We start from the raw sequence: 14,338 nt of genomic DNA, 5'->3' as shown, positions 1-14,338 counted from the left end.
CGGTCCCTTACTTGTAGCAGACGGTCTTCACCGCCTGAACGACTTCACCGACATTCGGCAGCGCCAGCTTTTCGAGGTTGGCGGCGTAAGGCATCGGCACGTCCTTGCCGGCGATCGTCAGGATCGGCGCATCGAGATAGTCGAAGGCCTGCTGCATCACGCGGGTGGCAATTTCGGTACCGACCGACGACTGCGGATAGCCTTCCTCGACGGTGACCAGACGACCGGTCTTCTTCACCGATTCGATCACAGTCGGCAGGTCCATTGGACGGATGGTGCGAAGATCGATCAGTTCGACATCGATGCCGTCCTTCTCGAGTTCGGCAACCGCCTTCGTGGCATAGGCCATGCCGATACCGAAGGAGACGACTGTCACGTCCTTGCCGGTCTTGTGGATACGCGCCTTGCCGATCGGCAGAACGAAATCGTCCAGCTTCGGCACTTCGAACTGCTGTCCGTAGAGGATCTCGTTTTCCAGGAAGATGACCGGGTTCGGATCGCGGATCGCAGCCTTCAGAAGACCCTTCGCGTCGGCAGCAGTATACGGCATGACGACCTTGAGGCCCGGGATCTGGCTGTACCAGGCGGCATAGTCCTGGCTGTGCTGCGCGCCGACGCGGGCAGCGGCACCATTCGGACCACGGAACACGATCGGCGCACCCATCTGGCCGCCGGACATGTAGAGCGTCTTGGCAGCCGAGTTGATGATGTGGTCGATCGCCTGCATGGCGAAGTTGAACGTCATGAACTCGACGATCGGCTTCAGGCCAGCCATCGCAGCACCGACGCCGACGCCGGCAAAGCCGTGTTCGGTAATCGGCGTATCGACGACGCGACGCGCGCCGAATTCCTGCAGCAGGCCTTGCGTGATCTTGTAGGCGCCCTGGTATTCGGCGACTTCCTCACCCATCACGAACACATCGCCATCGCGACGCATTTCTTCGGCCATGGCATCGCGAAGTGCTTCGCGAACCGTGGTCATCACCATTTCGGTGCCGGCTGGAATGTCCGGATCGGCGGCAATGTCGATCTTCGGCTGGGCCGGGACCTTGGCGTCAGCAGGTGTCTCGTCCTTGGCTTCGCGGGCCTTGCCGCCGGCAGCATCCGAAGTTGCAGCCGGAGTGTCGGCATCGGCCTTCGGAGCATCTGCCTGGGGCGCACTTTCCTGTGCAGGCTTGTCAGCCTTCATGTCGTCGGCGGTTTCGCCTTCGGCAAGCAGGATTGCGATCTTGGTGTTGACCTTGACGTTTTCGGTGCCGGCCTCGATCAGCAACTTGCCGATCACGCCTTCATCCACAGCTTCCACTTCCATGGTCGCCTTGTCGGTCTCGATTTCGGCGATCACGTCGCCGGAGGTGACCTTGTCACCCTCTTTTTTCAGCCACTTGCTGAGCGTGCCTTCTTCCATCGTGGGAGAAAGCGCGGGCATCAGGATATCGATTGGCATTGAGGTTCCCTCCCCGCGATCAGAGCAGAATGTCGGTGTAGAGCTCGGATACATCCGGCTCCGGATCGTTCTGGGCAAAATCTGCAGAATCCGAGACCACGTCACGGATATCCTTGTCGATCGCCTTCAGTTCGTCCTCGGTCGCCCAGCCACCGTCGAGGATGCGCAGACGCACCTGTTCGATCGGATCCTGCTCGGAGCGCATCTTCTGCACTTCTTCCTTGGAACGATACTTCGCCGGGTCGGACATCGAGTGACCACGGTAGCGGTAGGTCAGCATTTCGAGAATGATCGGACCCTTGCCGGAACGGCAGTGAGCGAGCGCCTCGTCGCCGGCGGCCTTGACGGCGCGCACATCCATGCCATCCACCTGGATGCCGGGGATGCCGAAGCCGGAGCCACGCAGCGAATAGTTCGACTGCGCCGTCGCGCGGGCGGTCGATGTGCCCATCGCATAACGGTTGTTCTCGACGATGTAGACGATCGGGAGCTTCCAGAGAGCAGCCATGTTGAAGCTCTCGTACACCTGGCCCTGGTTGGCGGCGCCATCGCCGAAATAGGCGACCGATACGCTGTCATTGCCGCGATAGGCATTGGCGAAGGCAAGACCGGTGCCGAGAGACACCTGTGCGCCGACGATGCCGTGGCCGCCGTAGAACTGCTTTTCCTTGGAGAACATGTGCATCGAGCCGCCCTTCCCCTTGGAATAGCCGCCGCGACGCCCCGTCAGTTCCGCCATCACACCACGGGCACTCATGCCGGTTGCCAGCATATGGCCGTGGTCACGATAGGCGGTGATGACCTGATCGCCCTCTTTCTGCGCCATCTGCATGCCGACGACGACAGCTTCCTGGCCGATATAGAGGTGACAGAAACCACCGATGAAGCCCATGCCGTAAAGCTGGCCGGCCTTTTCCTCGAAGCGGCGGATGAGCAGCATTTCGCGATACGCGTGCAGCTCGTCATCCTTGCCGAAGTCCGACATATTCTTGCCGGTAAAATCCTTTGAAACGTTCTGGGTTGCAGACTTTGCCGCCGTTTTGCGGCCGGACGTAGACGCGGTTTTAGCTTGCGCCATCGATCCCTCCCTGTGTGCTGCTCTTTATAAAGGGGACATCATGTCAAAATGACGCACCCTGGTTTCGGAGCGTAACATAGGGAAGAAAGCACGGACCAGCAATGCCATAATTGCATGGCTCACATCCAAATTAAATCACTGATATCGTTGCTGAATTGTGAAATTAACCAGCTTGTGGTTAATTTAGAAGTAGTTGTTGAAGATGACGATCTCGTCGCGCTTGGAGACGTTGAGCTGGTAGCGAGCGATCTCGTCGAGCATGTCCTTCTCGAGAGACCCGTCGCTCATCAGCTGGACCTGACGCTCCAACGCCTTGCGACCGTCGGTCAGCCTTGTCAGTTCGGCAACCCGCTCGATCCGCCGCTTCTCGAATTTCTCCGTCGCGATCAGCCCGAGTTCGCCATGCACGGAATGATATCCGAAATAGGAAACGAATGCGATCGTGATGGCCGGCAGGACGAAACGACCGAATTTTCTTTTCTTGTGATGCTTGGTCCACATGCTCACGAGACGCCCACCCAATACGCTAAACTGGATCAGGATCGATCCGAACTGCGAAAGAGAATCGCAGAACTTGCTTAAGCAATGGTTGACCGCGAGCCGCGAATGGCGATCGCGCCCGCTCGACCGCCTCCAGAAATGCGAAAGGCCGGAGCTTTTGGGCTCCGGCCTTTCACTTGATCGATGTCGGGGTCGCTTAGTTGACGGCCTTGTCAACCAGCTTGTTCTTGCCGATCCAGGGCATCATGGCGCGAAGCTTGGTGCCGACTTCCTCGATCTGGTGCTTGTCGTTCATGCGGCGAATGCCCTTGAAGCGGGCGCCACCGGCACGGTATTCCTGCATCCAGTCGGACGTGAACTTGCCAGTCTGGATATCGGTCAGAACCCGCTTCATCTCGGCCTTTGTCTCGGCGGTGATGATGCGCGGACCGGTGACGTATTCGCCCCACTCGGCCGTGTTGGAGATCGAGTAGTTCATGTTGGCGATACCGCCTTCATAGATCAGGTCGACGATCAGCTTCACTTCGTGCAGGCATTCGAAATAGGCCATTTCAGGCGCATAACCGCCTTCGACCAGCGTTTCGAAACCGGCGCGGATCAGCTCGACGAGGCCGCCGCAGAGAACAGCCTGTTCGCCGAACAGATCGGTTTCGCACTCTTCCTTGAACGTGGTCTCGATAATGCCGGACCGGCCGCCGCCAACGCCACAAGCGTAGGAGAGAGCGATCTCAAGCGCATTGCCGGACGCGTTCTGGTCGATGGCAACGAGGCAAGGAACGCCGCCGCCCTTTTGGTATTCGCCACGAACCGTATGGCCCGGGCCCTTTGGTGCGATCATGACGACGTCGACCGAAGCCTTCGGCTCGATCAGGCCGAAATGGACGTTGAGGCCGTGTGCGAAAGCGATGGCAGCGCCGTCGCGAATGTTGCCGGCGATGTCGGCCTTGTAGATGTCTGCCTGCAGCTCGTCGGGAGCCGCCATCATCATCAGATCTGCCCAAGCGGCAGCTTCGGCAACGGTCATGACCTTAAAGCCATCGGCTTCGGCCTTCTTGACGGTCGGCGAATCGGCACGCAGGGCGATGACGACATTGCTGGCACCACTGTCCTTCAGGTTCAGCGCGTGGGCGCGACCCTGCGAACCGTAACCGATGATGGCAACCTTCTTGGACTTGATGAGATTGAGATCAGCATCCCGATCGTAATAAACGCGCATCGTATGTTCCTTCCCTATGAACGTAACTGTTGTTGATGATTAGCGGGCCGCAGAGGTGCGTGACACCTCCAGCGGCTGTTTCTCGGTGCGATACAGCGACAGAAAGGCATCGATGGCTCTTTCCGCCTGACGTGCAGTATCCTTCAGCCCGGGTTCGCCGAGCAGCATGCGGACATGCAGGTCGGAGACGATCAGGCCGTAAAGCGTATGATAGGCGGCATCCGCGTTGTCGAACCGCAGGAGCCCTACCCGTTTGCCCGCATCGATCAGCGCCATTGCGCGACGATCGATCTGGCGGCGGCCATGCTCGACCAGCAGCTTGCCGAGCTTGGATCCGTTCGGTCCGGCACCCGGTCCCGACTGGCCGATCGCCAGCCGGTTGAGCGCCAGCGACACATCGCCGGATAAAACCTCCAGCAGATCGCGTGCAAAAAGTTCGAGATGATCCCGCAGAAGCTCGGCACTCAACCGCTCGCCGGAGCGCTCGAACGTGCGGACCTTGGCGGCCTGATGGGCGATCATCGCCGCCAGCAGGCCTTCGCGGTCACCGAACCACTTGTAGAGGCTTTCCTTCGAGCAGCTTGCAGCGCGTGCAAGGCCGGATGTGGTGAGTGCTTTCTCACCGCCTTCGACGAGCAGACGCAGCGCCTGCTCCAGAACCTCGTTCTGGCGCGGCGAAAAGTCGGGCATGTCTGCGGTTTCGGTTCTCACGGCTCACCTCTGAAGTACCGTACGGTACGGTTCTGCCGGTATAAATGATTTCACATGTCCGTCAAGTGCTTCTGGCGGGTCCTGTGAATAAGATGCGGAAGGAACTGGCTTTGCAAAGCAAGAGAGAAGTCGCGCTCACCCGCCTCAACCGCGATCAGCCGGCAGACGGCTCACGCACTGCGCTGATGTCACGGCTCGGCGACATGCCGTAGAGACGGCCATATTCGCGGCTGAACTGGGACGGGCTCTGGTAACCGACGCGGTGGCCGGCATTGCCTGCATCCAGCCCGTCGACCAGCATCAACCGGCGCGCCTCATGAAGGCGGAGATGCTTCTGGAACTGGACAGGCGTGAGAGCCGTCACGGCCTTAAAGTGATGGTGGAACGAGGACGGGCTCATTCCCACATGATCCGACAGATCCTCGATCTTGAGCGGACGATGGAAATTTGATCGCAACCAGCTGACGGCGCGTGCGATTCTGGAACTCTGCGTTTCCGACATGGCCATATGGACAAGCCTTGGCCCATCGGGCGAGGTCAGCAGGCGGTAGAAGATCTCCTGTTCGATAAGCGGCACCATCGCAGCGATATCGGATGGCGTATCAAGCAACCGCACCAGTCTGGTTGTCGCATCGATCAGATCAGGCGACGCATGGTTGACCGTCAGCCCGCGGTATCCCTCGCTTGCCAGAGAGTCTGGCTGGAAGTTGATACGGTCGAACAATTCGTGCAGCCGCTCCATCTTCAGATCGAGACAGAGGCAGTAGTAGGGAATATCGCCGCTGGCCTCCACCACCCAGGACGCGACGGGCAGATCGAGTGATGTCAGAAGATACTGACCAACGCCATAGCGATACGTCTCACGGCCAAGCGTCAGGCTCTTGGAGCCCTGTAGGACCAGCGTGTAACTGGGAGAATAGGCCGTATGAAGCGGCGCTGTTGGAGCCGAACATCGGTGCAGCCGCAACCCTTCGATCGCAGTCGTGCCCTCATTGCCTTCGACCGCATGCCGGGCAGCGAGTGCCGTCAGTTCCTGATAAGGCATGAAGGAAATTGTCATGAAGTCTCACCACCGTCGCGCGTTCCGGCACTGACATGGCAAATCCATATCAGGCACAAGACAGAGGTAGTATCCGAAAACGGAATTTGTAGGATCGTGCAAGAAGCTTGCAGGATCGATCTAACGCTTGTGACGACGGATCGGCATAGTCCGGCAGTTGATTTCAACTGAAAATGAATGGAGTTTTCCATGGCTATTGCACGAGGCTATGCCGCGACCGACGCCACCAAGCCGCTCACACCGTTTACCTTCGAGCGCCGCGAGCCGAACGAAGATGACGTGGTGATCGATATCAAATTCGCCGGCATCTGCCATTCCGACATCCATACCGTCCGCAACGAATGGAAGAACGCCGTCTACCCGATCGTTCCCGGTCACGAGATCGCCGGCATCGTTACCGCCGTCGGTTCGGCCGTCACCAAATTCAAGGTCGGCGACCGCGTCGGCGTCGGCTGCTTCGTCGATAGCTGCGTCGGCTGCGCAGCGCGCGATGTCGACAACGAGCAGTACATGCCGGGCCTTGTCCAGACCTATAACGACGTGGATACGCTGAACGGCAATGCGGCCACCCAGGGCGGCTATTCCGATCACATCGTCGTCAAGGAAGGCTATGTCCTGTCCATCCCGGACAATCTTCCGCTCGACGCTGCCGCTCCGCTGCTGTGCGCCGGTATCACGCTCTATTCGCCGCTCCACCACTGGCAGGCTGGCCCTGGCAAGAAGGTCGCGATCGTCGGCATGGGCGGTCTCGGCCATATGGGCGTCAAGATCGGTTCCGCGATGGGCGCTGATATCACCGTCCTCTCGCAGGGCCTTTCCAAGAAGGAAGACGGCCTGAAGCTCGGCGCCAAGGAATATTACGCGACGAGCGACGCGGAAACCTTCACCAAGCTTGCCGGCACATTCGATCTGATCATCTGCACGGCAGGCGTGGCGATCGACTGGAACGCCTATCTTGGCCTGCTCAAGGTCAACGGCTCGATGGTCATTGTCGGTGCACCGGAGCATGCGATCCCGGTTCATGCCTTCTCGCTGATCCCGGGCCGCAAGAGCCTGTCGGGTTCGATGATCGGCTCGATCAAGGAAACCCAGGACATGCTGGATTTCTGCGGCAAGCACGACATCGTTTCGGAAATCGAGATGATCAAGATCCAGGACGTCAACGAAGCCTATGAGCGCGTGCTGAAGAGCGACGTGCGCTACCGCTTCGTCATCGACATGGCATCGCTCGACGCCTGATCCGTTTGGTAGAGTGGAATGACAAGGGCGGTCTTCGGGCCGCCCTTTGTGTTAGCGAAGATCGCTCGCGTCGAACTTCGACCGTGCCGCCCTGACGTTGGCGTGGTTGCTTGCCGCCCACGCAAGCACTGCCGAGAGTGGTTCAAACAGCGAGTAGCCTAGCGGCGTCATCCGGTATTCGACGCTTGGCGGCTTGGTCGGAAACACCTGCCGATCGATGTAACCGTCGCGCTGCAGATCCCGCAGCGTCTGCGTCAGCATCCGCTGGGAAATATCGGGCACAAGCCGCCGCAGCTCGCCGAACCGGTACGGCTTTTCCGAAAGCGCCTGAAGAATGAGCGTCGACCACTTGCCTGCGATCTGGTTCATCACGTCCCGGACCGGACAGTTCCCGGCATCCCAGGTCGACGTGTCACAGGGCTGCTCAGCCAGCGTCGGCTTGCGTGCGGTAACGGCCATTGCGGTGGTTCCCTTTTGGTAACGATCTCCCTCAAAACTGCCTCCTTTACAGGAGGTCGTCAATTCCTATTCTAGTGTTAGTCTCTTTTTGAGACTTACAAAGATAGGAAACGCAGGATGACCAAACTTCTCGTCACCGGTGCCGCCGGTCAGCTCGGCCGCGCCGTTCTTCATCACCTCCTGGAGACATCGAAGGTTTCCGCAGGCGATATCGTTGCCGCAAGTCGCGATCCGTCCAAACTGTCGGAGTTCGCAGCCAAGGGCATCGAAACCCGCAAGGCTGACTTCACCGACGAGGCCGGGCTTTTGGGCGCCTTCGCCGGGATTGATCGCTTACTGATCATCTCGACCGATGATCTCGCCACGCCGGGTGGTCGCCTCAAGCAGCACAAGGCTGCCGTTGCCGCTGCTGAAAAGGCCGGCGTCAAGCACATCCTCTACACATCTATGCCGAACCCGGACAGATCGCTGGTGAGCTTCGCGCCGGATCATCTCGGGACCGAGGAGGCCATCAAGGCGACGGGGCTGTCCTACACGATCCTGCGCAACGCCTGGTACGGCGACAATTACCTGATGTCGATGCCGCATAACCTCGCGACCGGCACCTGGTACACGGCCATGGGCGACGGCAAGCTTTCCAACATCGCGCGCGATGACTGCGCCCGCGCCGCCGCAGCAGCGCTCGCCAATCCCCCAGCCGACAACAAGACGGTGACATTGACGGGCTCGGAAAGCCTCGGCGCGGACGAGATCGCAGCACTGGTTTCGAAGGTCACAGGCAAGCCGCTTGCGGTCGTCAAGGTCACCGAGGAGCAACTTGCGGGCGGAATGGCCAATGCGGGGCTTCCCGACTTCCTGATCAAGATGCTCGTATCCGCCGACGCCAATATCAAGGCGGGCAACTTCGATCTGGTGACCGGCGATTACGAGACGCTGACGGGTGCAAAGCCCCAATCGCTTGCGTCCTATTTCGACAGCCGCAAGGCCGACCTCACCGCGTAGGACAACAGGCGACCTAGTTCAGGTATTTAGTTGACTCAGTCAACTAAATACCGGAACATCTATCCTCCTGGATGGGAGGATCATCATGTCTAGAGCAGAGACCTTCGAGGCAATCCGCGCCTTCAACCGCTTCTACACCAACAAGCTCGGCGTGCTGTCGAAGGGATATCTCGATACCGACCACACGCTGACGGAAGCGCGTATCCTCTACGAGATCGGCGCGAGCCAAAGAATTTCGGCCACCGAGCTCAACCGTGAACTCGGGCTCGATCCTGCCTATCTCAGCCGCATCCTGAAGAAATTCCGCGAAGCAGGCTTTCTCGGGAGCGAACCCGACCCGTTGGACCGGCGCAGTCAAATCCTGACGATTACCGCGCCGGGGAAAGCGGAATACGAAATGCTCGGCACGCGATCGAGAGCGCAGATCGCCCGCGAGCTTTCCGGCATCAGCGACGCTGATCGAGACAGAGTGGTCACCGCGATGGCTACCATCCACGGTATTCTGGCAGCCACGGAGCGCTCCACGGCACCGGTCGTGATCCGTGAACACCGAACCGGCGACATGGGTTGGCTGATTGAGGCGCAGTCGGTCGCCTATACGCGGGAATACGGGTGGAACGACCGGTTCGAAGGTCTCGTCGCCGAGGTGGCGGGACGGTTCATCCAGAACTTCAATCCGGACAGGGAGCGGTGCTGGATTGCCGAAAGAGACGGACAGCGCATAGGCTCGGTTCTGGTCGCTGACGCTGGCGAAAACATCGCCAAGCTGCGCGTCCTTTATGTCGATCCCGCAGGCCGTGGCCTCGGCCTTGGCAGGACCCTTGTCGAGCAAGCAATCGCCTTCGCGAAGGCGGCAGGCTATGCCAAGCTGTCGCTGTGGACCAATGACGTGCTGAAGGCTGCCCTCCACATCTACGAGGCCACCGGCTTCACGCTTGTCGCCGAGGAGAGACATGCGATGTTCGGCCCGGAATGCATTGGCCAGACCTGGGAACTCGATCTGACGAACGCTCAACGCGCCGATGTCTGAGATCGCGCTTGGATCCCTGGATCACGCCCGAGGATCCATACCCCGCCAGACGATCAGGACTCGTCCTTCAGCGTTTCCTTCTGGGTGATCAGCCGCGCGCTATGCTGGCCGGACAGATAAATCCACAGCCAGCTCCAGGCAACGGCGGCGCGTGATCTGGTGCCGATCAGGAAGTAGATATGGGCAAGCCCCCAGATCCACCAGGCAAGTCCGCCGGTCAGCTTGAACTTGCCGAAATCGATCACCGCCGCACGCTTGCCGATGGTTGCGAGACTGCCCTGGTGGCGATAGTGGAACGCCGCGGGCACAGGCTTGCCGGCGAGCCGCGTCTTGATCACCTTCGAGACGTACTCGCCCTGCTGCTTGGCGGCCGGCGCGATGCCGGGCACCGGCTTGCCGTCGTCCTGCGAGACCAGCGCGGTATCGCCGATGACAAAGATCTCGGGCTGCTCTGGGACTGACAGATCCGGACCGACGACGGCGCGCCCTGCCCGGTCCGCCGACGCACCGATCCAGCGCGCTGCTGGCGATGCCTGAACACCGGCTGCCCAGATCACCGTCTTGCAGGGAATGAACGCGTCGCCAACGGTGACGCCTTCCTCGGTGATCGCGGTGACGGGCTTGCCGGTATGAACCTCGACGCCGAGCTTTTCGAGCGCCGTCTTCGTGTAAGCCGACAGATCCTCGGTGAAAGCCGGCAGCACGCGTGGACCTGCCTCGATCAGCATCACCCGTGTTCGGGTCGTGTCGATCTTGCGGAATTCCTTCGGCAGCACCTTGTTCGCGAGTTCCGCGATCATGCCGGCCATTTCCACGCCTGTTGGACCGGCGCCGATGATCGCGAATGTCAGCTCGGAATCCAGCTCCGACATCTTTTCCGCCATCTCTGCCCGCTCGAATGCGAGCAGGATGCGGCGGCGCAATGTCGTCGCATCCTCCAACGTCTTCAGGCCGGGCGCGACACTTTCCCATTCGTCGCGGCCGAAATAGGCGTGGCGTGCGCCGGTTGCGAGAACCAGCGTATCATAGGGCACCATACGGCCGGACGCGAGCTTCACCGTCTTCGCACCCTTGTCGATCCCGAGAACTTCATCGAGCACCGTCGTGACATCGCGCCGATCGCGGAACAGCCTGCGGATCGGCCATGCGATTTCCGACGTGGCGAGCACCGTCGTCGCGACCTGATAGAGGAGCGGCTGGAACAGATGATGGTTGCGACGATCGATGAGCGTAATGTCGGCATCGGCACCTTTCAGCCCATGCACCGTCTGCAATCCCCCGAAACCTCCCCCGACGACGACAACTCTATGCTTGCTCACGATGGATGCTTCCCCGAATGACGAATGACAATGAAATGCTGCAGCGCAATATGACGCAGGTCTTAATCAAGTTCTCAGTCAACGGAACTGCGGCACTTTGTCCATCTGCCTTTTGTGCAAGGCAGGGAGCCGCCTGATGCAAGGCATTCAGGCGCTCGATAGCGCCGCGTGGGGTCAGCATCCGACCCGTCGCCTTTACGCGGTGACAAGCCTGCCGTGACGGCACCAGACGCTGACAGCCTCATGGTCGAAGAGAGAACCGCGGCTGCGGGTTCAGTTAGATCGTCTGACCGCAGGCGCGGCAGAAACGACGCACCGTCTCGGCCATTCCGTATTCCAGCGCATCGGCCGTCAGCCCGTGGCCGATCGAGACTTCGGCAAGCGCCGGAATGCGCTTCACCAGCGCGGGGAGATTGTCGACCGTCAGGTCGTGCCCGGCATTGACGCCAAGGCCGTGCGCCAATGCAGCATCCGCAGTCCTTCCCAACAGCTCGAGAAATTCGATGCCGCGTTCCGGATTGTCGAAACAGCCGCCATAGGGACCGGTGTAAAGTTCGATCCGGTCGGCACCGGTCGCCTTGGCAAGCGCCACCGCTTCGACATCGCCGTCACCATCGGCAAACAGCGAAACCCGCATGCCGCCCTTTTTCAAGCGCGCCACGATCGGCTTCAACATTTCGCCTGTCGCACGGAAATCGAAACCGTGGTCGGACGTCGCCTGGGCCGGATCGTCAGGCACCAATGTCACCTGCTCCGGCTGGATACGTTCGCACAGCGCCAGAAAATCCTCGCTCGGATAGCCTTCGATGTTGAATTCTGCATCCGGGAATTCGTCGTCGATCAGGGCGCGCAAAACCGGCAGATCGGAAAAACGGATATGGCGCTGGTCGGGACGCGGATGAACCGTCAGTCCGGATGCCCCGGCCTGCAACGCAATCCGCCCCAAAGCTTCAACGCTTGGCCACGGAAGATCGCGGCGATTGCGGAGCATGGCGACAGCATTGAGATTGACGGAGAGCGTAGTGGTCATGGCAGCGTCCGAAGCGAGAAATGTCAGCCTGCTTTTAGGACATGCGCAGCGTGTTGACCACCTTTTGGGAACATTACGTAGAAAATAGATCTTTCCGATACGTAAGCATATTATAATCTACAAAAATCCGGAGTAGTAATCGTTAAAACTTTACGTACGTTGTCTTCATGCAGAATTCGCCAAGTCGGCAAGATGCGGCACATGAGGCCGGCGAGGCGAATTCTGCTGTCACGATCAATCGGGTCCGCATTCCTTTTACCGAAGATCATCCGCTCATCATGACGCATAAAGCGGCCTGTGGATGCAATCGAGCAGGACCAGCTAGCGACCGAAGGATCCGATGCGAAGCGACCTGTTTGATGCAACGAGCCAGAGTTCCCAGCCCTCCTGCCTGTTGTCGCCGGAATTCCTGGCGATCAGATTTTTCCCGCAAATCCAGTTGCCGTTCGAGCTGCCGGATCAGCCTGTGCCGATTGCCGACGTGGCGGACCTGTTCGGCGTAACGCACCGGACACTGCATTTCTACGAGGAAAAAGGGCTGCTGGTCGCAGGCCGTGCAACGGGACGCGGAACGGCCCCGATGCGGGTTTACGCATCAGATCAGATCCGTCGCATGGCAGTTATCACGGCCTGCCGCGAGGTCGGCATCGGCATCGTGATGATCCAGGACCTCCTGTCGGAGCTGGCAGGAGCTGCCAGCCAGGCCAAGGCCGACGACATCTTCAGTACCGCACTTCAACAACGCAAACGGGAGATGACCGCAGAGATCTCCCAGATCCGGCGGCAGATGCAGCAGATCGAGACCCTGGTGTCGCAGGACACCGACGACCGTGCCGAGACCAGCCGGCGTGCAGCCTGTCCGCCGCTTGCCGATATCGAACGCCGATGCCTGTCGTTGATGAGCGATGGATATTCCGCATCAAGGATAGCCCGCGAGCTTGAGATTGATCTCGACGAAATGCGCCGAATCGAAATCGCGCTGATCGACAAGTTCGAGGCGAGCAACCGTTTTCAGGCAATCGCCAAGGCACTGGTGGCCGGTGTCGTCCTCAACTGAACCGCTCTAGCGGACGATCGTCAGCGTTTCGGCAGCACGGGTGATCGCCGTGTAGAGCCAGCGCTCCCGCGTATCGCGAAAGGCAAAACTCTCGTCGAACAGAACGACGTTCTGCCACTGTGAACCCTGCGCCTTGTGGACGGTCAGCGCATAGCCGTAATCGAACTCGTCATAGCGTTTGCGTGTCGACCACGGAATTTCCTCGTCGCTCTCAAACGCAGTCTTCAGCAGCTTGATCTTGGCTGCACCGCGATCCATGTCGTCGTCTTCCGGGCGGATCATCAGGTTGATACCGGGCTTGACGGTTTCTCGCGACGAACTCATCACCTGCCACAGAGACCCGTTCAAAAGGCCCTTGACCTGATCGTTGCGAAGGCAGACCAGCTTGTCGCCGGACTGTGGGTAATCGGCGGTAAAGCCCTTCAGTTCGCGAAGGCGCTGGTTGTAGCGCTTGCGGGTCCGGTTGGTTCCGACCAGAACCTGATCGGCCTCTATCACCAGTTCCTGCGTCACCTCGTTGCGGGAAATTACCTTCGCCTTGCCGTAGTCGCCATGCATGATCTCCTTGCCTTCGCGCACGGTCATGGCGAGCTGGATGATCGGGTTGTCCTGCGCCTGGCGATGGATATCGGTCAGCAGATAATCCGGTTCCTGTTCGGTAAAGAACCCGCCGCCTGTGACCGGCGGCAGCTGGCCGGGATCACCCAGAACCAGAACAGGCGTGCCGAAGCTTAAGAGGTCACGCCCCAGCTGTTCGTCTACCATCGAGCATTCGTCGATGACGATCAAAGCGGCCTTGGTGAGCGGGCTCTGGCGGTTGATCGAAAACATCGGCGACACGGAGGTCTTGCCGGTTTCCTCGTTTTCAACCTCTTCCTCGCCCCGGGGGCGATAGATCAGCGAGTGAATGGTTTTGGCGTTGCGCGCGCCGCGCGACCGCAGCACCTGCGCCGCCTTGCCGGTAAAAGCGGCAAACAGCACGTCGCCATCGACGTGCTCAGCGAAATGCTTGGCAAGCGTCGTCTTGCCCGTGCCCGCATACCCGAACAAACGGAAAACCTGGCTACGGCCTTCCTTCAGCCATTTCGAAACGGCCTTCAAGGCCTCGTCTTGTTGCGGCGCAAATTGCATGGCCGCGACTTGGCAGGATTCTGCCTGCCAGCGCAACTGAAAAGAACGAAAGATGAAT

Annotated in this window: 14 protein-coding genes; 4 read left to right on the top strand and 10 right to left on the bottom strand. The window is 59.7% G+C overall.

Annotation, left to right across the window (positions count from 1 at the left end):
• Positions 1–7: 7 nt before the first annotated feature.
• The 6 genes from AC0JZ8_RS12905 to AC0JZ8_RS12880 all read right to left on the bottom strand — a co-directional run bounded on the left by AC0JZ8_RS12905 (position 8) and on the right by AC0JZ8_RS12880 (position 6,013).
• Entirely contained in the window at positions 8–1,447 is a 1,440-nt protein-coding gene (locus tag AC0JZ8_RS12905; protein ID WP_471892666.1) for a pyruvate dehydrogenase complex E1 component subunit beta, read from the bottom strand.
• Positions 1,448–1,466: 19 nt separating this feature from the next.
• A complete protein-coding gene (gene pdhA, locus AC0JZ8_RS12900; RefSeq protein ID WP_062456352.1) occupies positions 1,467–2,525 on the bottom strand; it encodes a pyruvate dehydrogenase (acetyl-transferring) E1 component subunit alpha in 1,059 nt (352 codons plus the stop codon).
• 183 nt (positions 2,526–2,708) lie between these two features.
• A complete protein-coding gene (locus AC0JZ8_RS12895) occupies positions 2,709–3,026 on the bottom strand; it encodes an FtsB family cell division protein (RefSeq protein WP_062581006.1) in 318 nt (105 codons plus the stop codon).
• A gap of 196 nt (positions 3,027–3,222) precedes the next feature.
• Positions 3,223–4,242 carry a ketol-acid reductoisomerase gene (gene ilvC / locus AC0JZ8_RS12890; protein ID WP_062456348.1) on the bottom strand — a complete coding sequence of 340 codons (1,020 nt, stop codon included), beginning with the start codon at positions 4,240–4,242 and terminating at the stop codon, positions 3,223–3,225.
• A 39-nt stretch (positions 4,243–4,281) separates the two neighbouring features.
• Positions 4,282–4,932, bottom strand: a complete 651-nt coding sequence (locus AC0JZ8_RS12885; RefSeq protein ID WP_062581008.1) for a TetR/AcrR family transcriptional regulator — start codon at positions 4,930–4,932, stop codon at positions 4,282–4,284.
• A gap of 175 nt (positions 4,933–5,107) precedes the next feature.
• Positions 5,108–6,013, bottom strand: coding sequence for an AraC family transcriptional regulator (locus AC0JZ8_RS12880; RefSeq protein WP_471892665.1), 906 nt, complete (start codon positions 6,011–6,013; stop codon positions 5,108–5,110).
• A 189-nt stretch (positions 6,014–6,202) separates the two neighbouring features.
• Between AC0JZ8_RS12880 and AC0JZ8_RS12875 the strand changes: the two genes are divergently transcribed.
• On the top strand, positions 6,203–7,252 hold the full coding sequence (locus AC0JZ8_RS12875) for an NAD(P)-dependent alcohol dehydrogenase (protein WP_062457989.1): 1,050 nt from the start codon (positions 6,203–6,205) through the stop codon (positions 7,250–7,252).
• A gap of 51 nt (positions 7,253–7,303) precedes the next feature.
• On the opposite strand, the gene AC0JZ8_RS12870 is transcribed toward AC0JZ8_RS12875, so the two are convergent.
• Positions 7,304–7,711: a winged helix-turn-helix transcriptional regulator gene (locus AC0JZ8_RS12870; RefSeq protein ID WP_430254081.1), complete on the bottom strand. Its 408-nt coding sequence runs from the start codon at positions 7,709–7,711 to the stop codon at positions 7,304–7,306.
• 117 nt (positions 7,712–7,828) lie between these two features.
• Between AC0JZ8_RS12870 and AC0JZ8_RS12865 the strand changes: the two genes are divergently transcribed.
• Positions 7,829–8,713: an SDR family oxidoreductase gene (locus AC0JZ8_RS12865; protein ID WP_471892664.1), complete on the top strand. Its 885-nt coding sequence runs from the start codon at positions 7,829–7,831 to the stop codon at positions 8,711–8,713.
• Positions 8,714–8,798: 85 nt separating this feature from the next.
• Complete coding sequence (locus tag AC0JZ8_RS12860; protein ID WP_092660683.1) at positions 8,799–9,743, top strand: bifunctional helix-turn-helix transcriptional regulator/GNAT family N-acetyltransferase; 945 nt, start codon at positions 8,799–8,801, stop codon at positions 9,741–9,743.
• A gap of 53 nt (positions 9,744–9,796) precedes the next feature.
• Here the strand turns inward: AC0JZ8_RS12860 and AC0JZ8_RS12855 are convergent, their stop codons facing one another.
• Positions 9,797–11,062, bottom strand: a complete 1,266-nt coding sequence (locus tag AC0JZ8_RS12855; RefSeq protein ID WP_471892663.1) for an NAD(P)/FAD-dependent oxidoreductase — start codon at positions 11,060–11,062, stop codon at positions 9,797–9,799.
• A 277-nt stretch (positions 11,063–11,339) separates the two neighbouring features.
• Complete coding sequence (locus tag AC0JZ8_RS12850; RefSeq protein ID WP_174196551.1) at positions 11,340–12,092, bottom strand: pyridoxine 5'-phosphate synthase; 753 nt, start codon at positions 12,090–12,092, stop codon at positions 11,340–11,342.
• 340 nt (positions 12,093–12,432) lie between these two features.
• Between AC0JZ8_RS12850 and AC0JZ8_RS12845 the strand changes: the two genes are divergently transcribed.
• Positions 12,433–13,149: a MerR family transcriptional regulator gene (locus AC0JZ8_RS12845; protein ID WP_325262627.1), complete on the top strand. Its 717-nt coding sequence runs from the start codon at positions 12,433–12,435 to the stop codon at positions 13,147–13,149.
• A 6-nt stretch (positions 13,150–13,155) separates the two neighbouring features.
• Here AC0JZ8_RS12845 and AC0JZ8_RS12840 read toward each other — a convergent pair whose 3' ends face one another.
• On the bottom strand, positions 13,156–14,280 hold the full coding sequence (locus AC0JZ8_RS12840; RefSeq protein ID WP_471892662.1) for an ATP-dependent DNA helicase: 1,125 nt from the start codon (positions 14,278–14,280) through the stop codon (positions 13,156–13,158).
• Positions 14,281–14,338 lie beyond the last annotated feature (58 nt).

The sequence above is a fragment of the Velazquezella soli genome (assembly GCF_977018685.1).
Note: the sequence above shows the minus strand (reverse complement) of the source record. Positions and strands in the feature narration are given on the sequence as shown.